This is a genomic window from Mesorhizobium sp. LNHC252B00 (assembly GCF_000502955.1).
In the GTDB taxonomy this organism is placed as follows: domain Bacteria; phylum Pseudomonadota; class Alphaproteobacteria; order Rhizobiales; family Rhizobiaceae; genus Mesorhizobium.
In genome coordinates this window covers 25,520-48,702 of sequence record NZ_AYWO01000036.1, presented here as the reverse complement: position 1 = coordinate 48,702, position 23,183 = coordinate 25,520, and the positions used below count along the sequence as shown (strand labels likewise).

Below are 23,183 nucleotides of genomic sequence, written 5' to 3'. Positions count from 1 at the left end.
TCGCTTTGGGCCTCATTTCGTTCTGGGACCCTTCGGGCCGCCGCGCGGCCGCTCGTCGCCGCCCGGCTCGCCTCTCGGCTTGCCGAATGGTTTTGCGCCGGCCGGGTTGCCGTAGGACGGCTTGAACGACGCCTTGCGCGCCTTGGCGTCAGCGGCCTTGGCGGCGTCGGCTTCAGCCCTGCCCTTGCCGATCGGCCGCGCGCCCGGCGCCATCCAGACATTGGCCTTGCGCTGGCCGGGCGGCTCGATCGGCCGCTGCTCGCGCTCGGATTTCTTGCCACCGGGCTTGCCGCCAAAAGCACCACGCGGTTTGTCGCCAAAGCCGCCGCGCGGCTTGTCGCCAAAATTGCCGCGGGGCTTGTCGCCAAAGCTGCGCTCGGGCCGCGGGCCGCGTTCGCCGAAACTCTTTTCCGGTCCGGAGCTTCTGTCGGGACTGGTCGACAGTTTGCCCAATGCCTCGTCGCGGCTGCCTTCGCGGCGTTTGCGGTTCTTGATCAAACCGCCCTCGCCGATCGGACGGCGCTCGCCGTCACGGGTGAATTTTGGCCGTTCCGGCTCCGGCTCGCGGATTTCGGTGCGACGCACCGGCTTGTTGGAAAACGGCTTGGTAACCTCGGCGTCGAAATTGGCGCCGGATTCCTCGACCAGGCGCTCGCCAAGCTGGTCGCGCAGCACCCTGCCCTTGATCTCCAGCACATGGCCCTCGGCGAGGTCATCGAGCTGGAACGGACCGTAGGAGATGCGGATCAGCCGCGTCACATCAAGGCCGAGCGAGCCGAGGATGTTCCTGACCTCGCGGTTCTTGCCCTCGCGCAGGCCGATCGTCAGCCAGGCATTGGTACCCTGCTCACGGTCGAGCGTCGCTTCGATGGCGCCGTAAAAGACGCCGTCGACGGCAATGCCTTCGCGCAGGCCGGCAAGCGCGCTCTCCTCGACCTTGCCGTGGACGCGCACGCGGTAGCGGCGCAGCCAGCCGGTGGCCGGCAGTTCGAGCACGCGCGAAAGGCCGCCATCATTGGTAAGCAGCAGCAGCCCTTCGGTGTTGATGTCGAGCCGGCCGATGGTCATCAGCCGCGGCAGTTCGGCCGGCAGCACGTCGAAGACGGTCTTGCGACCCTCGGGATCGCGGTTGGTGGTGACCACGCCTGCCGGCTTGTGGAACAGGAACAGGCGGGTGCGCTCGATCGGCGGGATTTCCATGCCGTCGAGATGGATGATGTCATCAGGCATCACATTGAAGGCCGGCGACGTCAGGGCGCGGCCATTGACCTTGACGCGACCGGCGGCGATCAGCTCCTCGGCATCACGGCGCGAGGCCAGGCCGGCGCGCGCCAGCCGTTTGGCGATGCGTTCGCCTGCCTCTTCCGTCGCTTCCGCGGAATGCGGGCGCGGCCTGAAGCCGGCGCCGGATGCAGTTTGCGGCCGATTGCTGAAGTCGCGCTTGGGACGATCGCTGAAATCGCGCTTGGGGCGATCAGCGAAATCGCGCTTCGGTCGATCGGCGGCGTCGCGCGGCGCACGGTCGCCAAAATCGCGCTTGGGACGGTCGAAGCGCTTTTCGCCGCCTGCCCCTGCAGCCGGGCGGTCGCCACGAGGCGCATAGGGTTTGCGTGGCCCTTCGCGCTTCTCATAGGGCTTGCCTTCGGGGCGCGGGCCTTTGTGGAATGGTCTCTCACCGCGCGGAGCGTCACCCTCACCGGCTTCGCGCGGCTTGTAGTCGCGCTTCGGCCGTTCGCCTTCAGCCGCCATCGGCCGGCCGCCGCGCGGTGCGTAGGGCTTGCGTGGTCCTTCGCGCTTTTCATACGGCTTGCGCTCGCCTTCAGTCGCCATCGGACGGTCGCCACGCGGTGCGTAGGGCTTGCGTGGTCCCTCACGCTTCTCAAAAGGCTTGCCTTCGGGACGCGGTCCTTTGCTGAATGGCCTGTCGCCGCCCTTGAAGTCGCGCTTCGGCCGCTCGCCCTCGGCAGCCGTCGGCCGATCGCCGCGGGGAGCGTAAGGTTTCTTGGCACCAAAGGACGGCTTGCCGCCCTTGCCGGCGGCGCCATCACGGCCGCGGGGTCCCGCCGCTTTCGAGCCGCTCCTGGCCGGACCCTTTTTGGGTCGGAATTTCTTGTCGTTGTCGTCCATGTGGCCTTTGTCCGTTTGCGCTGCTACAGCGTGGCGCATCCTCTCGGGCGCGCAACGAACGCTGTAGCACTTTGATTTGGCGCATGATCATTTCCGAAAATCGAGTCCGATTTTCGGGTTGATGCGCTCAATAACAGGATCATCAGAGTTTGTCAGGGAAAAGTGGAGACCGGTTTTCCGGCAAGACAAACGAAAACCAAAAGCCTGGGGTGGCGAGGAGATAATCGGATTGGACACCGAGTGAAGCGACCGGATTTCATGGCGATGGCGCTGAAAGAGGCGGAAGCGGCAGCCTTGCGCGGCGAAGTGCCGGTCGGCGCCGTCATCGCCAACGGCGGCACGGTCATTGCCAGTGCCGGCAACCGCACCCGCGAGCTTGCCGACCCCACGGCGCATGCCGAGATGCTGGTCATCCGCGAAGCCTGCCGCAAGCTGTCAGCCGAGCGGCTGACCGGCCATGATCTCTATGTAACGCTGGAGCCGTGCGCCATGTGCGCCGGCGCTATTTCCTTTGCCCGGCTGCGCCGGCTTTATTTCGGCGCCGCCGATGACAAAGGCGGCGCGGTGGTCAATGGCGTGCGCTTCTTCGCCTCGCCAACCTGCCACCACACGCCCGACATCTATCCAGGCATCGGCGAGACCGAAGCGGCCCTATTGCTCAAAGGATTTTTCGAGGAACGGCGCGGCTGAACCGGGCGCAAGGCCCGTCAGCGGCAGGCAACGCAGACCGTCCGTTTTTAGAGCGACGGCAGCCAGTCGAACCAGCCACTGCCCTTCTTGCCCTCCGCCTCTTTCTTCAGGCGGCGTTCCTTCTTGTACTCGTCCTCGCCAAGCTCGTTCTGCGGCGCCGTGCCGGCTGCGACACGATACTGCACCGGCGGTTCGCTCAGATATTTGCGGGTGTTCGGGTCGCCCTGCTTGCTGTCGGCAAGCCGGCGCTGGATCTCGGCGGCGCGACCCTTGTCTGAATCGGCTGGGCTCCACGCCGGCGGGTGGCTCGAGCCTGAATCCGCCATTGCCTTCTTCACCGAGGCCGGGTCGGTCTGCACATCGTCGACGATCTCCGACTGGTAAGCCGGGTCGTTCTGGTGGGCGGTGGCGTCGGCGCGCAAGCGGGCGCGGCGCTGCTCGGGCGATTCGGGCCATTCGGCGCTCGCCGTCTCGATGTTGTCCTGCGGCGCCGGCAGCGCTTCCTTCTGGCCTGGCACCGGTTTCACCAGCGTCGGACGCGGCTTGTAATCGATCTGTTCCTTGTGCTTCGGCGCGATCGAAAAGGCGCCGGTCAGATCGCCAGCCAGCTGTTCGCCGGCGGTCTTGTCGGTGCCATAGGTCGGAGAGCCCATGCAGCCGGACAAAGCCAGGCCCGATGCGACAAGCGGCGCCAGCAGCGCCAGGCGCGCTTTATATCTCTCGGTCATGCCAAAAAGTCCCACTCTAGACAGCCTCTCGATTGCCACCGGCGTTATGACCGGTCCCCATCGTCCAAGCACTTGCGACTGAAATCCGGCGACAATTTGTCTTCCGGAGTTTCGCGTGTTTACCTCAACCAGTCGTTAAGGGCAACGCGCGGGCGGTTTTCGCCCGCCCGGCGTGGCATTTGTGCACACATCAACCTGGCTGGCCGGCCTGTTAAAGCCGGCCAAGCGCCTTCAATTCGTGCAGCACCGCCGCATCGCGCGCCGAAACGTCGGGGAATTCCGGATCCTGACCGACATCCGCGGTGTAGCGCCAGGAGCGTGCGCATTTCACCAGGCCGCGATCCTCGGCCTTTTCGACCACCACGGCGACACCCCTGACGTCGTCAAGCGTGAAGGCTCCCGCAGGCGCTTGGCCATGAGCGATTACCAGATCGCTGGTGATCGCCATCTCGGCCATGTCGACATCCGATATCGCCGCTTCGAGTGCCGCATCGTTGATGGTGACGACCGGCACCGCCTCCAGCGACGACCCAATCACCTTCTGGGCGCGCGCGATCTCCAGCGCGCCGGTGACGACGCGTCGCACCTGCCGCACCTTGCGCCACTTTTCGGCCAGCGCCTCGTTCTTCCAGTCCGCCGGGATTTGCGGGAACTGGTCGAGATGCAGCGAGACGGCGTCAGGATGACGGTCAAGCCAGGCCTCTTCCATGGTGAAGGGCAGCATCGGAGCCAGCCATTTCGCCAGACAGTCGAAGAGATGGCGCACCACTTGCACCGAAGCCTTACGCTTCACGCTCGACGGCGCGTCGCAGTAGAGCGCGTCCTTGCGGATGTCGAAGTAGAAGGCCGACAGTTCGACCACCATGAAATCGAGCAGTGCGCGGGTGATGCGCTTGAATTCGAAGGCGTCATAGCCCGCGCGCACGATCTCATCCAGCTCGGAGAGCCGGTGCAGCATCAGCCGCTCCAGCTCCGGCATTTTCTCCAGCGGCACCTCCGCGCCATCGTCATGGGCAAGCGTGCCCAGCATCCAGCGGATGGTGTTGCGCAGCTTGCGGTAGGCGTCGATGTTGGTCTGCAGCACATTCTTGCCGAGGCGCTGATCCTCCCAATAGTCCGTCGTCACCACCCACAAGCGCAGGATGTCGGCGCCCGACTGCTTGATGACGTCCTGCGGCACCACGGTGTTGCCAAGCGACTTGGACATCTTGCGGCCGTCCTCGTCCATGGTGAAGCCATGGGTGACGACGGTGTCGTAAGGCGCCCTGCCCCTGGTGCCGCAGCTTTCCAGCAGCGAGGAGTGGAACCAGCCGCGATGCTGGTCGGAGCCTTCGAGATAGACGTCGGCCGGCCATTTCAGATCCGGACGATCCTCCAGCGTGAACGCGTGGGTCGAGCCCGAATCGAACCAGACGTCCAGGATGTCCATCACCTGCATCCACCTGGAAGCATCGTGATTGCCGAGGAAGCGTTCCCTGGCGCCGGCGGCGAACCAGGCGTCGGCACCCTCCTTCTCGAATGCGTCCATGATGCGCTGGTTGACCGCCTCGTCCTTCAGCACATTGCCGTCGGCATCTGCGAAGACGGCGATCGGCACGCCCCAGGCGCGCTGGCGCGACAGCACCCAGTCGGGGCGCTCCTCGATCATTGCGCGGATGCGGTTCTGGCCGGCGGCGGGCACGAAACGGGTGTCGTCGATCGCTTTCAGCGCGCGGCTGCGCAGCGTCGAGCCGTCGCCGAGATCCTTGTCCATATAGACGAACCATTGCGGCGTGTTGCGGAAGATGATCGGCTTCTTCGACCGCCAGGAATGCGGGTAGGAGTGTTTCATTCGGCCGCGCGCGAACAGCGCATTGCGCTTGATCAGCTCGTCGATGACGGCCTGGTTGGCATTGCCCTTCTTGCCGTTGTCGTCGATGACGCGCGCCGGTCCACCCTCGCGGTCCGGTCCGAAACCCGGCGCGTCCTTGGTGAAGAAGCCGCCGTCGTCGACGGTGAACGGGATGGCGCTGTCGATGCCGCGTGCGCGCAGATCCACCGCCGCATCCATCCAGGCGTCAAAGTCCTCGCGGCCGTGACCGGGAGCTGTGTGGACGAAGCCGGTGCCGGCGTCGTCGGTGACATGGTCGCCGACGAGCATCGGCACGGCAAATTCGTAGCCGCCGCCAAGCCCCTTGAACGGATGCGAAAGCGTAAGGCTTCCAAGCTCTTGCGCCGAAACGCTGCGAAATCGATCCAGGGTGACCTTGGCCTTGGCCGAGGAGTCTTCGGCCAATGCATCGGCAAAAATCAGCTTTTCACCCGGCTGCGGGCCGAACGCGTTCTCGGCCGCCGTTACCTCGTAGAGGCCGTAGCTGATGCGCGGCGAATAGTTGACTGCCCGGTTGCCCGGGATCGTCCACGGCGTCGTCGTCCAGATGACGACATGGGCCTGCAGCAGATCGAGCGCTCCTTCCGTCAGTTTGGTCTCGCCCCCTTCGATTGGGCGGACGAGGCTGGCGACCGGAAACTTCACCCAGATCGTGTCGGACTCATAGTCTTGATACTCGACCTCGGCTTCGGCAAGCGCCGTGCGCTCGACCACGCTCCACATCACGGGCTTCGAGCCGCGATAGAGCTGGCCCGACATGGCGAATTTCAACAGCTCGCCGGCGATGCGCGCCTCGGCGTGGAATGCCATCGTCGTATAGGGATTCTTGAAGTCGCCGATGACGCCGAGCCGCTGGAACTCACCGCCCTGCACCGAAATCCAATGCGCGGCGAATTCACGGCATTCCTTGCGGAATTCGTTGACCGGCACCTCGTCCTTGTTCTTGCCCTTGGCGCGATACTGCTCCTCGATCTTCCATTCGATCGGCAGACCGTGGCAATCCCAGCCGGGCACATAGTTCGAGTCATAGCCGCGCATCTGGAACGAGCGGGTGATGACGTCCTTGAGGATCTTGTTCAGCGCGTGGCCGATATGGATGTTGCCGTTGGCGTAGGGCGGGCCGTCATGCAGCACGTATTTCGTGCGGCCGGCAGCACTTTCGCGCAGCTTGCGGTAGAGGTCCATATCCTGCCAGCGCTTGACCAGCAGCGGCTCCTTCTCCGGCAAGCCGGCGCGCATCGGGAAATCCGTTTGCGGCAGATAAAGCGTCTTGGAATAATCGATCGTTTCTTTGGTGTCGGTCATCGCTGTATCGGTCATTGGTCTGCCATGTGCATTTGCCCGGCAGCAAAGGAGCTCGGGCGTTGAACTATACTTTTTGCGCATGTCGTTTTCCCAAAACCGGGGCCACTTTTGGGCGACATGCCTTATGATCTGGAAAAAGCGCGAGAGGCCGCGCGCAACATTCCCGGCGGCTCCGGCGACCGTTCAGGCCGCCCGGAACACCGGGCTCATAATTCGTATCGTCAGCCTGCAAAGGCGCGAAAAGCTCGTCATGCCCCGGCTTTTAGCGGAGATGAGCGCAGGAATAAAGCGTCTCGTTCGATTCACTTACATCGTGAAATCGAAGCGATAGGTGGTCGACACGCCGATCATGAACTGATTGCGGTCGCCGCGTTCCTTGACCAGGCTGGAATCGGCGGCCGGTCCCATCAGGCGCGAATATTCGCCAAACAGGCTGGCGGTCATCGGCTCGGTCACCTTCCAGGTTATGGCGCCGCCGAGGCCGGTCGATTTCAGGCCGCCACCGGGGTGATATTCGCTAAGGCCCGAGGCCACGGCTTCCTGCGCATTGACGCCATAATAGGCGTCGAAATAGTTGGCCGAGGCGAAGGAAACGCGCGGACCGCCCGAAATCCTGAGGGTTGGCGTCACATCGTAGAAGGCGTCGGCAGCGATGTCGGCGACAAAGCCGTTGTGAGCGCGAATGCCGTGGCGAAGTTCGGCGCGGGCACGCAGCCAATCGGTCGGATAGAATTCGAAGAAGCCGCCAGCCTCGCCGCCCCAGCGCACCGGATCGAGGCCCTTCAGTTCATCGGCGTTGTCATCGTCACGGGAAAACAGGAACTTGCCGGTCAGGCCGGCACGGACACTGCCATCGTCGACCAGCGCCAGCGAGATGTTGTCGTTGCGCGAGGTGAAGCGTGCCGCCGGTCCGGCCTTGCCCAACGAGATGATCGGAGAAGCGCTGAGCAGGTACTTCTTGCCGCCCTCGAAGTTCGGCGCCACCATGCCCGTGGCGCCAACTGTCAGATACCAGTCACCGGACAACCAGTTGCCCTCGCCCGCATTGGCAGTGCCCGCCCAACCGAGCAGCGCTGCGGCCAACACCAGAGAGATTTTTCCGACCGGACTCATGGCCACTCCACTAACACGACGCACACCGTTACCGATGACAGCTTTGACGGCCGTTTGGTAAAATTTGATTTAAACCCGAGACATCGGCTGGGTTTGCGACGATCCCTCACTGCCGGCCATCGACTGGACGCTGACCGGCGCCGGGACTAACGTCCGGCAGCATCCCGCAGCCCTTGGTGGAGACCGCGACAATGACCCTGAATGGCGACGCCTTGAAAATCGCGATCGAACAGACCCGGACAAAATGGGGGTGGTTTGTCGCGCTCGGCGTGCTGCTGCTCATCTTCGGCGGCATTGCATTCGGCAATCTGTTCATCGCCACTGTGGCTTCGGTCTATGTCGTGGGATGGCTGATGCTGGTGGCGGGCGTCATCGAGATCGTGCATGCGTTCGGGGTCAAGACGTGGGGCCGCTTCTTCTATTGGCTGCTCAGCGGATTGCTCTATGCCGTCGCAGGCTTCTTCGCTTTCAACAATCCGCTGCTTGCCTCGGCGGTGCTCACGTTCCTGCTGGCGATCGCGCTGGTCGCGTCAGGCGTGCTCAGGGCATGGGTCGGCTACAGCCACCGGCCGCAACGCGGCTGGGGCTGGGTCGTTGCGGCCGGTGTCGTCAGCGCACTTGCCGGCCTGATCATCGCCATGGGCTGGCCGGTCAACAGCCTGTGGGTGCTCGGGCTCTTCCTGGCGATCGACCTGATCTTCCAAGGCTGGACCTTTATTGCCGTCGGTTTGGCGCTGAAAAGGTAGTGTCCCGTTTGCGCATGATCTGGTCCGAAAACTGGCTCCCACTTTTCGGGATCATGCTTCAAAAGGCTATGGCTGCGTCAAGGTCGGAGAGCGGTTTGACGCCGGCAAGCAGCGTGCGCGCCTCGGCTTCATCGCGCTTCATCTGCGCGACCAGCGCGTCGAGCCCTTCGAACTTCACCTCGGGGCGCAGGAACCCGAAGAAGGAAACTCGGCAGATCTCGCCATAGAGATCCCCGGAGAAATCAAAGACGAAGGTTTCCAGCAGCGGCGCACCATTGTCGTCAACCGTCGGGCGACGGCCGAAGCTGGCGACACCATCGTGAAGCGTGCCATCAGCGCGGCGAAAGCTGACGGCATAGATGCCCTCCTTGAGGGCGGCTTCGGCTGACAGCCTCATATTCGCGGTCGGAAAGCCAAGTGTGCGGCCGAGTTGCTGGCCGCCGACCACCTCGCTTTCGACGGTGAAGCGATAGCCGAGCAGTCCGGCAGCCTCGGCCACCTCGCCCTCGCTCAGCAACCCGCGGATGCGGCTGGACGAGATCACCTCGGCGCCCTCGTCACGGAAGGCGTCGACGAGCGTTACGCCGAAGCCGTGACGCTCGCCGGCTGCCATCAGGTAGGCCGGACCGCCTTGACGATCCTTGCCGAAATGGAAATCGAACCCGGTCACGGAGTGGGTTATGCCAAGGTTCTTTTCCAGCACATCGGTCACGAATGCTTCTGCCGACAGCGAGGCGAAGTCGCGTGTGAACGGCTGTTCGACGAGCGCGGCAAAACCCAGCAGGGACAGGAGCCGCGCTTTCATCGGCGGCGGCGTCAGCACGAACAACGGTATATCAGGCCTGAAAATCTTGCGCGGGTGCGGTTCAAATGTCAGCACCAGGGCCGGCACCCCGCGCCGCCCGGCTTCAGTCAATGCCCGCTCGAGCACCGCCTGATGACCGCGATGGACGCCATCGAAATTGCCGATCGCCACCACGCCGCCGCGCAGGTCGGCGGGCAGCGGTTCGGTTGCGAGAATGTGCTGGAAAGCTGCCATAGTCACCTACCGCAGTCTGGGAATGACGGCCACCGGACGATATCCATGCTTTTCCAGGAAGGCCGCCAGCCTTGCCGGATCCGGTTGCAGTGCATCGCCATAGTCACGGGCATGGATACCGCCGGAGACATAGAGAACGTCGAAGCCATTGTCGGCGGCGCCCTTCACATCCGTCATCATGCCGTCGCCGATGGCCAGCACCTGGCCGCGCTCGACCGGCCGGCCGAGAAGCTCCACAACCTCCTTCATGGCGACGTTGTAGATCGGCGCGTAGGGTTTTCCGGCGATCAATGTGCGGCCGCCGAGTTGGGCATAATCGCGTGCCAGCGCGCCGGCACACCAGATGAGGCGTTCGCCACGCTCGACCACGATGTCAGGATTTGCACAGATGAAGGGCAGGTTCCTGGCGCGCAGCCGCCGCAGAAGCTCGGCGTAATCCTCGGGCTTCTCAACCTCGTCATCGAATAGACCGGTGCAGACGACGCCGGACGCCTCGAATTCCTCGACAAGTTCGACGTCGAGACCTTCATAGAGGGTGAAGTCACGGTCGGCGCCGATATGGAAAATCTTGCGCGGGCCCTCGGCGATCAAATCTCGGGTCACGTCGCCTGACGTGACCACCCGGTCGTAGGCTGATAGTGGAACGCCGATCGCGTTCATCTGCGCCACGACATCGGCACTTCTGCGCGGCGAATTGGTGATCAGGACGACGGGGATTTCTACGTCTCGAGCCCTCGCAAGCGCCGAGGCCGCCACCGGGAAATGGCTCTCGCCATTGTGGACCACGCCCCAGACATCGCACAGGATTGCCGAATAGGTCTTCGACACGTCTTCGAGCGAGCCGATGATTTCAGGCGAATCCGCCATGCCATTTCCTTCAGTCATGATCACCACGAGCACCACGGCCGACGGTTCGCCGCAGCCGGTTCGGATTAGCCGAACCGCCCCGGCCTGTCACCCGCTTTCAGCGTGGCCGCGGGAGCGGTAGCGGATGCCTCGCACAAAGGAGCGCGGCGCCAATGTTTTCGCCGCTTCAGAGAGCTGTCACGGCGGCGCATTATTGCGCCGTCGGAGCCGGCATGGTTAACGAACCATCAAAAAGCTGGCCGGCCTTTGAGACATCCAGCAACATGAAATTTAGCATTTTGTCAGCATTGTCATGCCGAAAACTGGCTTCTGGGCAGGGATGCTGAAGGCGATGATCCTCAGATTCGCGCGCGACAGGCGCGGCAACTTTGCCTTGGCGACCGCCATAGCGATGCTGCCGATAATGATCAGCGTGGCCGGCATCATGGATCTGGTGGGCACGAGCGACGACGCCGCGGTATTGCAGAACTCACTGGACGCGGCTGGGCTCGCAGTCGGCACGAAGTACTCGCCCGGCATGACGGCAAGTAATGTCCGGGCGCTCGGGCTGACATTTTTCTCGGCCAACATGAGCGCCGCCGACCAGCAAGAATATTCGGGCAGCGTCTCCAACTTTTCGGCGGCAGCCAGCGGGGACGCGAGCGCCTACTACATTTCGGTTTCCTCCAGCATCAGCCGAGCAAGCTTTATCCGCGGCGCGCCGTCCTGGCCGGCTCACCGCTCCGCCTCGGTCAAACTGGAACCCGGCGCGCAAGCCTGCGTGCTGGCGCTCGATCCGCAGGCATCGGCCGCCGTGAGCCTGCAGGGCTCGACCAATGTCTCGATGACCAACTGCGTGATCGCGGCAAACTCCGATGCGTCCGATGCTGTGAACAGAGGCGGTTCCGCGCTGGTTTCAGCGGGCTGCGTCTCGACCGTCGGCGGCACTTCCGGCCTTTCGTTACCCAACGCCAATCTCACCTGTGGAACGCCGCTCGAACATCAATATGCGTCGTTTGATCCTTTGGCCGACGTCGTCCCTCCTCCCTTCACATTGTGTCTGCCGGTCCCGAACGGGAACGGCAAGACCTACAGGCTGTCGCCCGGCACCTATTGCGACAAAACATTGTCGGGAAACATCACACTTGATCCGGGCGTCTACATCCTGCGCGGCACCGCCATCAAGCCCGGAGGCAACGGTAGCCTGACCGGCCAGGGCGTGACTATATTCCTCATGGAGGGCGCACAGATCTACATAAACGCCAATGAGCAGGTGAACCTTTCCCCGCCGACCAGCGGCCCTTACGCCGGCATCACCATTTTCGAGGATCGCGGGAACACGTCCGCCCTGACGCTGAATGGCGGCGCAAATTCCGTGATCAGCGGTTTCATCTATGCGCCTGACGCTCCCATTTCCTACGCCGGCAACTCGGATATGAGCGGCCAAGGCGACTGCCTGAGGCTTGTTGGCAAGACCGTGCAGATGACGGGAAACTCATCCGTCAGAACGGATTGCACGGCCGCTCTTGGAAATCGCGAGATGTATGCCAGCCGCCGCATTACTCTCGCGAAATGAGAGGCGCCTCCGAACGTTTGAGCGACATCGTCGGCTGATCCAGAGGCATCGGCAACCAACTGGCGCAACGGCTGGCGCAGCCATGCTCTTGCGCGCGCCTGCCGGGACAGGCACATGTTGACCGCTCGCGGGATCACGTACCCACGGCAGGGGAACGAACCAATGCCCGAAACCGCCAATCATCTCGCCTTCGCGCTGGTCTGCCTCGGCATGGTGCTGACGCCAGGCCCCAATATGATCTATCTGATCTCGCGTTCCCTGTCGCAGGGGCCGAAGGCCGGGCTGATCTCGCTCGGTGGCGTGGCGCTCGGCTTTCTCTTCTATGTGCTGGCGGCGGCCTTCGGCATCACCGCGCTGTTGCTCGCCGTGCCCTATGCCTATGACGCGCTGCGTTTTGCCGGTGTGCTCTATCTCCTTTGGCTTGCCTGGCAGGCGGTGAAGCCGGGCGGGCGTTCGCCATTCCAGGTGCGCGAACTGCCAAGGGATAGGCCGCGCAAGCTGTTCGCGATGGGCCTGATGACCAACCTGCTCAACCCGAAGGTGGCCGTGCTGTATCTGTCGCTGCTGCCGCAGTTCATCAGCCCGGGCAAAGGCCATGTCCTGTCGCAGCTTCTGGTGCTGGGCGCCACGCAGATCACGATCAGCCTCACCGTCAATGCCATCATCGCGGTGACGGCCGGTTCGATCGCCACCTTCCTCTCCGGACGGCCCTTGTGGCTGGTCATCCAGCGCTGGATGATGGGCACCGTGCTGGCGGCACTGGCGCTGAAGATGGCGACCGACGCGCAGCGCTGAGAGCGCTTCGTTACATCGGCCTCTTAGGCTGCTGCGCGCGCTCCGGCTCGACCACCTTGCGGTAGAGATGCCAGGTGGCATGGCCGAGCACCGGCATGACCACCGCGAGCCCGGCAAACAGCGGGATCGAGCCGATCACCAGAAGCACGGCGACCATCAGCCCCCATAGCGCCATCTGCAGCGGATTGGTCATGACCGCCCGCGCTGAGGTCTCGATGGCCGAAACGGCGCCGACATCGCGGTCGAGCAGCAGCGGGAAGGCAATCACGGTGGTGGCCAGCACGACCGCGGCGAAGACAAAACCCGCAGCGTTGCCGGCAAGGATCAGCGTCCAGCCCTTGCTGGTCGTCAGCACCTCGCGGACGAAGTCTCCGATCGAGGACGGGGGCCGATCGCCAAACAGGCCAGTGTAGATCGACTGGGCGGTGTACAGCCACAATAGGAACAGCGCGACCAGCATTACCCCGATCACCACGATCGACGGAATCGCCGGCGAGCGGCGCACGTCAAGGGCATGCCACCAGGAGGTGTCCATGCCGAGCTCGCGCCGGCGGCTGATCTCGTAAAGGCCGATCGCGGCAAACGGTCCAACCAGCGCGAAACCCGACATCAGGGGGTAGATGAGCTGGATGGCATTGGCGCCAGACGACGTCCACCGCGTCAGGATCAGGCCGACGATGGGATAGATCAGGCACAGGAACACGTAATGCGACGGCTTTGCCCAGAAATCCTCGGCGCCGAGGCGCAGTGCATCCCAAAGGTCCGACGTGGTAATGCGCCGCACTGCTGGCTGCACGTGCATTCCACGTGCGTCCGCCATGACATGAAAGCCGGCCATAACCTTCCTCCCGTATATCGGGGCGGTCACCGCCAGGATGGCCGCCCGGAGCTGCCACTTTTCGTTCAAACGCTATTCTAGTCGATTTAGAGCCGCTTGTCGCCAAGTCCATGGATCGGGTTGGGTTGATTCCGGTTCTCTCCCGGATCGGTACCGCCTTTGCAACCGCGCGGCGCATGGCATATCGGCGCTGCGCGGTTGAAAATACCTGAAGCGCGTCAGGCAGCGAAGCGATCGATCACCTCGGCCAGCGGCACATGGCCAAGGCAGGCGCCCGAACCAGCAGGGCTTTCGCCATCCTCGACAGCTAGGGCATATCGCACCACCGGTTCGGCCTCGATGCGTCGGCGCAACGCGGCCAGCCTGGGATAGGCAGCGCCGTCGATCGCCTGGTGGAACTCCGCCCATCGGGCCACGCCAATCAGCGTGGTATCCGCCAGCGTCAGCCGATCGCCGACCAGAAAGTCCGTATCGGTGATCATCGCTTCAAGGCGGCCGTGGCGTTCGGTGACGGCCTTGCGGCCGAAGTCGCGCAAAGTCGCCTTCAGAGCCGGTTCATCCGCGGCCATTTCCAATGCTACCCAGAGCGGGCTGAAAGCGGCGGTGAACCCGGTGTTCACGAAGGCCATCAGCTGATGCATGCGGTCGGCTTGCGGCGTGCGCGGGTCGAAGCTGATGCGACGTTGCGTGTCGCGGGCTTCGAGCCACGCGGCGATGGCCATGGTCTCGGTCAGCACCGCGCCTTCGTCGGTGATCAAAACCGGTGTTTCCTGACGGCCGTTGATGCTGGCATAGGCATCGTTCTTCATCTCGGTGAGCATATCGACACGACACAGGCGATAGGGTTGCCCGACGCGTTCAAAGGCAGCGACGAGCCCCATCGAGCTTCCCGCCGGGAAGCCATAAAGGAGGATAGGTTCCATTTGTTTTCTTCCATGATTCAAGGGATCACGCCGCGCAGCGAAACTTGACCCTAAACGCTGGTCGCCCCATGTAAATTACGCACAATTCTGTAACCAGGGACTACCCATGAAAGATGTCGTCTCACGCTGCCCGATCGAAGAGACCATGCGCGTGCTCAGCGGCCGCTGGCCCACCTTGCTGCTCTATTATCTGAAGGACGGGACCAAGCGGTTCAGTGACCTGAGGCGCGACAACCCAACCGTCTCGCATCGCATCCTGGCGCTGGAACTGCGCAAGCTGGAGGACGCCGGTATCGTGCGGCGGACGGTGTATCCGGGCTATCCGTTGCGCGTCGATTACGATCTCACGGCGCCCGGCCGCAAGCTTGTGCCGCTGATCGATGCACTCGGCGCCTGGTGGGTGCATACGGAGAACGATCGGGTCGGCGGTTCCACGGAATCAAATCTCGATACCGCCGCCTAGGATCACCGATTCTACCGCGGTTTTCGCCGCCCTGCCCGGCAAAAGCCATGATCGCCACTATCTCAGGTGGGCATGACCGTTGCGAAAATCGAAGACCATCCGACCCCGAACCTGAACAGGCGCATGCTGCTTAAGGGCGCTGGCCTCGCAGCCCTGGCCGGGCTCGCCGCCTGCAGCACCGTTTCGCTGCCGGCCGGCGGAGGCGCCGGGGTTTCCTCATCCGCCACCGGCACGCTGGCCGGCATCCGCGCTTCGGCCGGACTCGCGGCGCTGGTCCCCGACCGGCAGCTCGAACAGGCCGCACTGCAGCAGGCCGGCTACATGGCGCAACGCCGTCGCATGAGCCACACCACCGGATGGGGCAAGGATTTTGCCTCGCGCGTCAAAGACAATGGCATTGCGGGTGCGGCCGCGGAGAACATCGCCGAGGGCCGTTTCGACCTGCAGAAGCTGTTCGATATCTGGGTGCATTCAGCCGGCCATCGCCGCAACATGCTAGACCCGCGCTTCACCCGTTTCGGCCTTGCCTATGCGCGCGATGGCAGCGACAGCAACCTCCGTTACTGGAGCCTCGTGCTCGGGAAATAGCAGCAGGCGTATCGCCGTCGGCCGCCGGCTTCTTCGTCAAGCTGCGCGGCGGACCAATGGCTGAGCCGTCAATCCTTGGGGTTGAGCAAGGTCTCGATGTCCCGTGCGGAGACCGGTTTGCTGAAGTGATATCCCTGCATTTCATCGCAATTGTTTTTGAGCAGGAAAGCCACTTGATCGTCGGTTTCGACGCCTTCGGCGATAACCCTCATGTTCAATTTTTGACCCAACGAAATCACGGCGCTCGCAACAGCCTGATCGTTTTCGTCATCGGCGACGTCGTTGATGAAAGATTTGTCGATCTTTAGCCGCGCAACTGGAAACGTCTTGAGTGCGCTGAGGCTGGAATAGCCCGTCCCGAAATCGTCGATCGAGATCTGAACGCCAAGATGTTGCAGTTCGTTCATCGTCGCGACGGCCAACTCTGTGTCCTGCATGATGAGGCTTTCGGTCAACTCCAGCTCCAGGTAGCTTGCCTCAAGGCCGCTCTCCTGGAGTGCATTGACGACACGTCCGATCAGGTTCTTTTCCCTGAATTGCCGAGCCGACACATTCACGCAAACCGTCATCGGCGGTAGACCCGCATCCTGCCAGGCTTTGTTCTGTCGACAGGCTTCGTGCAGGACCCAATCGCCGATCGGCACGATCAGACCTGTCTCCTCGGCCGCAGGAATGAAGCTGGTCGGCGCTACCAGGCCCAGTGTTGGGTGGTTCCAGCGTATCAACGCTTCCACCGCAAAGACACGCCCCGAGCGAAGATCAACTTGCGGCTGGTAGACCAGCGCGAATTCCGAGGCGGCCAAGGCGTTTCGCAATTCCTCTTGAAGCACGAATTTTTCATGAGCCCTTGAGTTGAATTCGGGAGCGTAGAACTGGAAATTGTCGCGGCCGAACTCTTTCGCGCGATACATGGCTGCATCGGCATTGGCCAGGAGTGTTTCCGGGCTCGCTCCATCCTTGGGATAGTTCGCGATGCCGATACTGGCGGTCGTTCGTAGCTGATGCTCTCCGAGATGAACCGGCTCCGCGATCGCGGCCCGGATCTTCTGCAAGCTCTGGGAGATGAGATCGACATCCGTGGGCTGGTCGAACAGGACGATCACAAATTCATCGCCGCCAAGTCGCACAACGGTGTCGGTCGCCCTTACGCATTCGACCATACGGCTGGCGACGGTCTTCAAGAGCTCGTCTCCGGCATTGTGGCCGAGCGTATCGTTGACGAGCTTGAAATTGTCGAGATCGATGAACACCAGCGTCACCCAGCGATCGTATCGCTGCGCGTACAAGATGGCTTGAGAAAGCCGGTCCTCCAGCAAGGCGCGATTAGGAAGCCCGGTAAGCACGTCATGATTTGCCATGAAGTGGATTTGGTCTTCAGCCAGTTTGCGCTCGATCGCTATACCGGCGATGCGGGTCGTGAAATCAATCAGCCGGGTCTCGGCCTCGACCGGTTCACGCACCGTCATCGAATACATTGCAAAGACACCCAAAACCGCGCCCTGATGCGACAGGATCGGGGTCGACCAGCAAGAACGATATCCGTATACCGCCACCAGTTCGCGGTAATCCTCCCACAGCGGATCTTGTATGACGTCGGCGACAATGACTGGCTCCCGCCGATAGACGGCGGTCCCACAGGATCCGACCTTGGGACCGATGGCGATGCCATCGATGGCGTTCGTATAGCCTTTCACCAAGCTCGGCGCCGCACCGTGCCGCAAATGGCTGCCATGCTTGTCGAGGAGCAAGACGGAACCGAATATGCCTGTCAGCTGGGATTCCACGAGACGCATGAGGCGGTCGAGCACGTCCTCGAGCGGAGCACTCATCGCGATCATTTCCAGGATTTGCGCTTGCCCGTCACGCAGGACGTCGGCTTGCTTGCGGGCAGTGATGTCGTGGGCGATGCCAATTAGACCGAATATCTCATTTTTAACATTGCGTAGCGGAACCTTCGTCGACGAGAACCACTTGCCGGCGCCGGACGCATCGACAACAAACTCCTCCTCGTCGATCATCGGCTGTCCGCCGGTGAGGACGTTCTGTTCGATCAGGCGAAATTTCTGCGCAAGTTCGGGAGCATGGAGATCAAAGTCGGTCAAGCCGATCATGTCGCTTGTCTTGTCCCGGCCACTGTCGGACGCAAGGGCCCTGTTGACCACGACGAAACGGCTTTCGGTGTCCTTGACCCACAGATAGCCGGGCACCCAGTCGATCAGCGTTTGCAGCGAGATGCGTTCATCGACAAACTGGCGATTGGCCGCGAGTTCCGTAATATCCTCATGCGTGGAAACCCAGCCGCCGTCGGGCATAGGTTGGTGGCAGACCTGAATTGTCCGGCCATCGGCCAGGTTGGCGGTCCAGATTCTCGACGTAACACTCGAATTGACCGACCGGGCCAATGCTAGATAGGCGTCGGCAGCCATGGCGGATGTTCCGGCCGCGACGCGTCGCTCGACGATTTCACCCAGTGTCAGGCCCGGCTGCAATTGCTCCACCGCAATGCGGTAGATTTCCGCATAGCGACGGTTGGACAAGATCAGACGTTCATCGGCGTCGAAAAAGCAAATGCCTTGCGATATATTGTCGATCACCGTCTTGAACCGGAGCGCCTGGCCCTCGAGTTCGACGATCGTCGCTCGAAGCTCGTGCTCTAGGGTTTCGTAGGAAGCCGTGGCCAATTTTGCCAGTACGGCCAGACCGCTCGACTCGGGCACCTCGATGGCTAGCCTGGATGATTTCGTGACCAAACAGAGTTCCTCCGATTTGGCGTCTGGCAAAAATGTCACTCGCCTGGACGGAAAGTCCGCCTATAGTATTAGGGACATACTAATGACAGATGAACCGGATCGAAATCGGCGCCGCGTGGCCTGAATACCTGAAGCCAAGGGCTGTCCTCGAACCCTCCATCTAGCTCCCGGACCCGGTATTCTTCAACATCAGGACGAACTTGGTCGACACCGCCCGGAGCGATCGCCACTGCGCCATCCGCTACTGGAATAGTTGAGAATGCAAGCTGCATATTCATAAATCTCCAGACTGGTTGCCATGGAGACTTACAACCTCAAGCGCAACGGCATCTAACGCATGTCGCTCAAAAAGTAGCCCCGGCTTGAGACAACGACATGCATAGCAACCAGACACCTAAAACGCGTCACATGAATCCGTTTCGACGCGATGCGCTTCAGTCCATATGCGCGGCTGGTGCGCCACCGGCCGGCGCCTGCTTTGGCTTGCGCAGCAGGAACACAAACGGGATGGCAAGCAGCGTCATCACCATGAGTATTTTGAAGTCGTTGACGTAAGAGATCATCATCGCCTGAAGATTGACCACACGATCGACCTGCGAAAGCGCCATTGGATCGCCGCTTGCGGCTGCCGGAGAGGCGGCCCAGAGATTTGGGTTGAACGGGTTGATGAAGGCCGAAAGCTCGGTGTGATTGACCTGCGTGTTGCGCACCATCAGAACCGTCACCACCGACACGCCGATGGACGAGCCGAGATTGCGCACCAGGCTGAACAAGGCTGTGGCATCTGTGCGGAACCGCACGTCAAGCGTGGCGAAGGCGACGGTCGACAGCGGCACGAACACCATTCCCATGCCCAGGCCCTGGATGACGCCGGAGCTGAGGATCAGCCAGTTGTCCATCTGCGGCGTGAAGCTGGACATGGTGTAGAGTGACTGCGCGGTCAGCAGAAAGCCGATGACGACAAGAATCCTGGCGTCGATCCTGCTCATCAGCCGCCCGACGACAAGCATCGAAATCATCGTGCCGACACCGCGCGGCCCCAAGACGACACCGATGGTGACGGTCGGATAGCCGAAGATGGTCGACAGCATCGGCGGCAGCAGCGACATCGAGGCCAGGATCAGCACGCCCATGACGAAGATGAATGCCAGCCCGGTCACGAAATTGCGGTCGAGGAAGATCTTCGGATCGATGAAAGGACGTTCCGCCGTCAGCGTGTGGATGATGAACACCCAGAATCCGGTGATCGAAAGAGCAAGCTCGATCCAGATCTCGACCGAAGAAAACCAGTCGACCTCGCCGCCGCGGTCGAGCAGCAGCTGCAGCGCACCGACACCGAGCGATAACATGGCGAAGCCGAAGAAATCGAAGCTGCGCACCCGCCGGGCAACCGCCGGCAGATAGGCGGCCATGCCGAGGAAGGCGATGATGCCGACCGGCAAATTGATGAAGAACACCCAGCGCCAGTTGAAATTCTCGGTCAGCCAGCCGCCGAGCGTCGGGCCCAGGATTGGCCCCAGCATGATGCCGGCTCCCCAGATGGCCATTGCCTGGCCGTGGCGTTCCCTGGGGTTGATGTCGAGCAGGAAGGTTTGCGACAGTGGCACGATGGCGGCGCCGAACACGCCCTGCATCAGCCGGAAGAACACTATGCTCTCCAGGCTCCAGGCGATACCGCACAGCATCGAGAACACGGTGAAGCCGACAACCGCCCCCAGGAACAGTTCCTTGCGGCCGAAGCGGTCGGCCAGCCAGCCGGTCACCGGCGTCATGATGGCGGCGGCGACGATGTAGGAGGTCAGCACCCAGTTGATGTTGTCGGGTGAGGCGCCGAGATCGCCGGTCATGGTCGGCAACGCGACGTTGGCGATCGTCGTGTCGAGCGCCTGCATGATCGTCGCCAGCATGAGCGCGACCGTGATCAGGCCGCGATGCGGCACTTCTTTGAAGGGTTCGGGCGTGCTCATGACGTGGAACTTCCAGCAGATAACAAAAACGTGTACAACGGGTTTCCGGGCGGCAACGCCTTCCGTTGAGAGACCTTCATCGCGGTGGGACGCGATTATCGATGTGGGGGTTACATCGACCGAAAGTCTCTGATGAGCGGATGCCTGCCGCCCGGAAACATGAGGACCGACGGGTCCGTGCCGAAGATTTCAGATTCCGATCAAGCCGCGCGGCGGCTTCGCCCAGACGCTGATCCTTCCCACTCCTCCATCAGACCGATCCTGCTACTCGCTTCCACCCGCAGGTCCCCGCGGGATTCCGCTGACTTTACTGCGCGGCCTCGCCTGCCGTGGCGTGGCCGAAGATCGACGGCAGGCCACGTGCCACGCCGGTGTCGACGGTGACGGTGGCGCTCATGCCGGTGCGCAACGCCATCTTGGCGTCTGCATCGATCAGTTCGAGGCGCACCGGAATGCGTTGCGTGACCTTGACCCAGTTGCCGGTGGCATTCTGGGCCGGCAGCAGCGAGAATTCGGCTCCCGTGCCGGCGCCAATCGCCTTGACCGTCGCCTCGAAGGTGCGCCCCGGGTAGGTGTCGACCACGATATCGGCCTTCTGCCCGGGCTTCATGTGGGTGAGCTGCGTTTCCTTGAAATTGGCGGCGATCCAGGTGTCGCCGGTCTCGACCAGCGAGAACAGCGGCGTGCCGGAACCGACATACTGACCGACCTTGAATGAGGAAGCCTGGCTGATGACGCCGTCGGCCGGCGCCTTGACCGTGGTCTGCGCCAGGTCATAGGCCGCCTTGTCACGCGCGGCGAGCGCGGCCATCACGGTCGGATGCTTGTCGGTCTCGATGTCGGGATTGCCGCCAAGGGCTGCCTTGGCGCTGATGATGCCTTGCTCGGCAACGGCGAGCTGCTCCCTGGCCTTGTCGAGATCGTTCTTGGCTTCGTCCAGCGACGACTTGGCGTTGATGCCCTTCTGGGCAAGGTCGGCGGCGCGGTCGAACTGCGACTGGGCGAAGGCGACTTGGCTGGTGTCGGACTTTTGCTGAGCCATCGACTGACCATAAGCCGCGCGCAGCTGCTCGACATTGAGACGCGCTCCCGCAACCGCCGCGTCGGCCTGGGCCAGGGCGATCCGGTAGGGCTCGGGGTCAATGGCAAACAGCACGTCACCCTGCTTGACCAGCTGGTTGTCGGCGATGTCGACCTGAACGATACGCCCGGCCGTGTCGGAAGCGATCGATACCTTGGCCTGCTGCAGATTGGCGTTCTCCGTCTCCTGGTAGCGGCCGCCGGTGACCCAGACGTAACCGCCGCCGACAGCCAGTGCCGCAGGCAGCGCGACCATCAGCAAGAGACGGCCCAGCCGACGCTTTTTCTTCACTGGCGCCAGGGCCGGCTGCACCGGGGGAGCAACCGTCACCGGGGCCGCGGCCGGCTTCTCCGGCGCTTCCATTTCCAGCTCGGTCACTTTCTCGTCTATCTTGGCTACCGCGTTCATGCTGCTGTGCCTTCTGTAGTCTTCACTTTTTCAATGGATGGCGTCTCGTCGTCGGTCAGGTTCCGGACCATCGCCTCAAGCCCCTCTATGAGGACACGACGGGCTTCCGGCTTCACGCCGACGAGCGATTCCTCGTAGACTTCCCCGGCAATGCTCTTGATCACGGCGTAGGCATCGCTCGCCTTGGGCGTCAGGAAGATCATGCGGACACGGCGATCGGCAGCGTCGGGACGACGCTCGATCCAGCCGCCCTCCTCCATGCGATCGACCAGGCGAGAAACACTGATCGGCTCGATTTCGAGAAGTTCGGCCAGCCGCGCCTGCGCGACGCCGTCTTCCTTGGCAACGCGGACCAGAAGCCGCCATTGCGCCGAAGAAAGCCCCAAGCCACTGGCCCTCGCCTCGAAGCGCTTGCGCATCAGGCGCTGCACGTCGTGGATCAAGAAGCCCAATCTGTCGATGCCATCGGAAACCATGAGCGGGATATATAATAAGCGTGCTTACTATTCAAGATGCCGCGTTGCACAAGAAGCTGGCAAATGTGCATGACAGCCACGCGATGCAGTCATGGTTAGCGATTGGTGAGCGCCTGGTCGCCATGCCAGTCGGCATAGCCGCTCCGCCATGTCATGCTGGTCGTGTCCGACATATTGATGTACAGCCGTTGGTCAGGATCGGGGGATCACGAAAATGCCGACGCTTTACGCTCTCAAGCCGGCTTTCCAGGGAAGGCTGCGGCCGCTGGTCAACCGACTGGCGGCGATCGGGGTCACCGCAAACAGCATAACCATCCTGGCGGCCGTGATGTCGATCGCGGCCGGTATGGCCATCGCGATCTTGCATGAATGGCGCTGGCTGCTGTTGCTTGTTCCCGCAGTGATGTTCGTGCGGATGGCGCTGAATGCCGTGGATGGCATGCTGGCGCGGGAACACGGACAGGCCTCGACCCTCGGCATGTATCTGAACGAGTTTTGCGACGTCGTTTCGGACCTCGCGTTGACACTCCCTTTTGCCGTCTTTCCGGAATTTGGCGCATGGGGCGTCATCGCCTTCGCGATATCGGCCGTGCTGACCGAGTTCGCCGGTGTGCTCGGCATCGCCGCCAAGGTCGGGCGAAACTATGCCGGGCCGTTCGGCAAGAGCGACAGGGCATTGGCGCTGGGCGTGGTCGCGGTGCTGTGCGCGGCCGGGCTCTGGCCGGCATCCATCGCGCCATTTGTGTTTCCGGCGATGGCAACGCTTTCGCTGCTGACCGCCATAAACCGGATACGCGCCGGCCTTATTGGCAGCGCCAGCTGAGCATCGGGGCTCGCCATGCCGCCAAAGGGAA

Annotated in this window: 19 protein-coding genes; 7 read left to right on the top strand and 12 right to left on the bottom strand. The window is 62.5% G+C overall.

Annotated features, from left to right (window positions below):
* Positions 1-12: 12 nt before the first annotated feature.
* On the bottom strand, positions 13-2,127 hold the full coding sequence (locus X744_RS143235) for a pseudouridine synthase (protein WP_023762303.1): 2,115 nt from the start codon (positions 2,125-2,127) through the stop codon (positions 13-15).
* A gap of 240 nt (positions 2,128-2,367) precedes the next feature.
* On the opposite strand from X744_RS143235, the gene X744_RS143240 reads away from it, so the two are divergent.
* Positions 2,368-2,817, top strand: coding sequence for a nucleoside deaminase (locus X744_RS143240; RefSeq protein WP_031261124.1), 450 nt, complete (start codon positions 2,368-2,370; stop codon positions 2,815-2,817).
* A gap of 47 nt (positions 2,818-2,864) precedes the next feature.
* Here the strand turns inward: X744_RS143240 and X744_RS143245 are convergent, their stop codons facing one another.
* The 3 genes from X744_RS143245 to X744_RS143255 form a co-directional block, all read right to left on the bottom strand.
* Complete coding sequence (locus X744_RS143245; RefSeq protein ID WP_023762301.1) at positions 2,865-3,545, bottom strand: hypothetical protein; 681 nt, start codon at positions 3,543-3,545, stop codon at positions 2,865-2,867.
* Between the two features lie 211 nt (positions 3,546-3,756).
* Positions 3,757-6,720, bottom strand: a complete 2,964-nt coding sequence (ileS, locus tag X744_RS143250) for an isoleucine--tRNA ligase (RefSeq protein ID WP_031261123.1) — start codon at positions 6,718-6,720, stop codon at positions 3,757-3,759.
* Positions 6,721-7,026: 306 nt separating this feature from the next.
* Complete coding sequence (locus X744_RS143255) at positions 7,027-7,833, bottom strand: MipA/OmpV family protein (RefSeq protein ID WP_023762299.1); 807 nt, start codon at positions 7,831-7,833, stop codon at positions 7,027-7,029.
* A 191-nt stretch (positions 7,834-8,024) separates the two neighbouring features.
* On the opposite strand from X744_RS143255, the gene X744_RS143260 reads away from it, so the two are divergent.
* Positions 8,025-8,579, top strand: coding sequence for an HdeD family acid-resistance protein (locus X744_RS143260; protein WP_023762298.1), 555 nt, complete (start codon positions 8,025-8,027; stop codon positions 8,577-8,579).
* Positions 8,580-8,637: 58 nt separating this feature from the next.
* On the opposite strand, the gene X744_RS143265 is transcribed toward X744_RS143260, so the two are convergent.
* Both X744_RS143265 and X744_RS143270 read right to left on the bottom strand, forming a co-directional pair.
* A complete protein-coding gene (locus X744_RS143265; RefSeq protein WP_023762297.1) occupies positions 8,638-9,618 on the bottom strand; it encodes a bifunctional riboflavin kinase/FAD synthetase in 981 nt (326 codons plus the stop codon).
* 6 nt (positions 9,619-9,624) lie between these two features.
* Positions 9,625-10,485 (bottom strand): TIGR01459 family HAD-type hydrolase, encoded by an 861-nt coding sequence (locus X744_RS143270; RefSeq protein ID WP_031261120.1) that lies wholly within the window; start codon positions 10,483-10,485, stop codon positions 9,625-9,627.
* Positions 10,486-10,804: 319 nt separating this feature from the next.
* Between X744_RS143270 and X744_RS143275 the strand changes: the two genes are divergently transcribed.
* Together X744_RS143275 and X744_RS143280 are read left to right on the top strand one after the other, a co-directional pair.
* Positions 10,805-12,040: a TadE/TadG family type IV pilus assembly protein gene (locus X744_RS143275; protein ID WP_023762295.1), complete on the top strand. Its 1,236-nt coding sequence runs from the start codon at positions 10,805-10,807 to the stop codon at positions 12,038-12,040.
* Positions 12,041-12,202: 162 nt separating this feature from the next.
* Entirely contained in the window at positions 12,203-12,835 is a 633-nt protein-coding gene (locus X744_RS143280) for a LysE family translocator (RefSeq protein WP_023762294.1), read from the top strand.
* A 10-nt stretch (positions 12,836-12,845) separates the two neighbouring features.
* Here X744_RS143280 and X744_RS143285 read toward each other — a convergent pair whose 3' ends face one another.
* A complete protein-coding gene (locus X744_RS143285) occupies positions 12,846-13,673 on the bottom strand; it encodes a DUF2189 domain-containing protein (RefSeq protein WP_023762293.1) in 828 nt (275 codons plus the stop codon).
* 218 nt (positions 13,674-13,891) lie between these two features.
* Positions 13,892-14,596 (bottom strand): glutathione S-transferase family protein, encoded by a 705-nt coding sequence (locus X744_RS143290; RefSeq protein WP_023762292.1) that lies wholly within the window; start codon positions 14,594-14,596, stop codon positions 13,892-13,894.
* A 106-nt stretch (positions 14,597-14,702) separates the two neighbouring features.
* On the opposite strand from X744_RS143290, the gene X744_RS143295 reads away from it, so the two are divergent.
* Both X744_RS143295 and X744_RS143300 read left to right on the top strand, forming a co-directional pair.
* Positions 14,703-15,059, top strand: a complete 357-nt coding sequence (locus X744_RS143295; RefSeq protein WP_023762291.1) for a helix-turn-helix domain-containing protein — start codon at positions 14,703-14,705, stop codon at positions 15,057-15,059.
* 72 nt (positions 15,060-15,131) lie between these two features.
* Positions 15,132-15,647: a CAP domain-containing protein gene (locus X744_RS143300; RefSeq protein ID WP_023762290.1), complete on the top strand. Its 516-nt coding sequence runs from the start codon at positions 15,132-15,134 to the stop codon at positions 15,645-15,647.
* 68 nt (positions 15,648-15,715) lie between these two features.
* Here the strand turns inward: X744_RS143300 and X744_RS143305 are convergent, their stop codons facing one another.
* The 4 genes from X744_RS143305 to X744_RS143320 form a co-directional block, all read right to left on the bottom strand.
* A complete protein-coding gene (locus X744_RS143305; protein ID WP_245266834.1) occupies positions 15,716-18,427 on the bottom strand; it encodes an EAL domain-containing protein in 2,712 nt (903 codons plus the stop codon).
* A gap of 404 nt (positions 18,428-18,831) precedes the next feature.
* Complete coding sequence (locus tag X744_RS143310; RefSeq protein WP_023762288.1) at positions 18,832-20,364, bottom strand: DHA2 family efflux MFS transporter permease subunit; 1,533 nt, start codon at positions 20,362-20,364, stop codon at positions 18,832-18,834.
* 307 nt (positions 20,365-20,671) lie between these two features.
* A complete protein-coding gene (locus tag X744_RS143315) occupies positions 20,672-21,853 on the bottom strand; it encodes an HlyD family secretion protein (protein ID WP_023762287.1) in 1,182 nt (393 codons plus the stop codon).
* Positions 21,850-22,329, bottom strand: a complete 480-nt coding sequence (locus X744_RS143320) for a MarR family transcriptional regulator (protein WP_023762286.1) — start codon at positions 22,327-22,329, stop codon at positions 21,850-21,852. The genes X744_RS143315 and X744_RS143320 overlap by 4 nt, the downstream gene beginning before the upstream one ends.
* 214 nt (positions 22,330-22,543) lie before the next feature.
* On the opposite strand from X744_RS143320, the gene X744_RS143325 reads away from it, so the two are divergent.
* Entirely contained in the window at positions 22,544-23,152 is a 609-nt protein-coding gene (locus X744_RS143325) for a CDP-alcohol phosphatidyltransferase family protein (protein WP_023762285.1), read from the top strand.
* Positions 23,153-23,183: the final 31 nt, after the last annotated feature.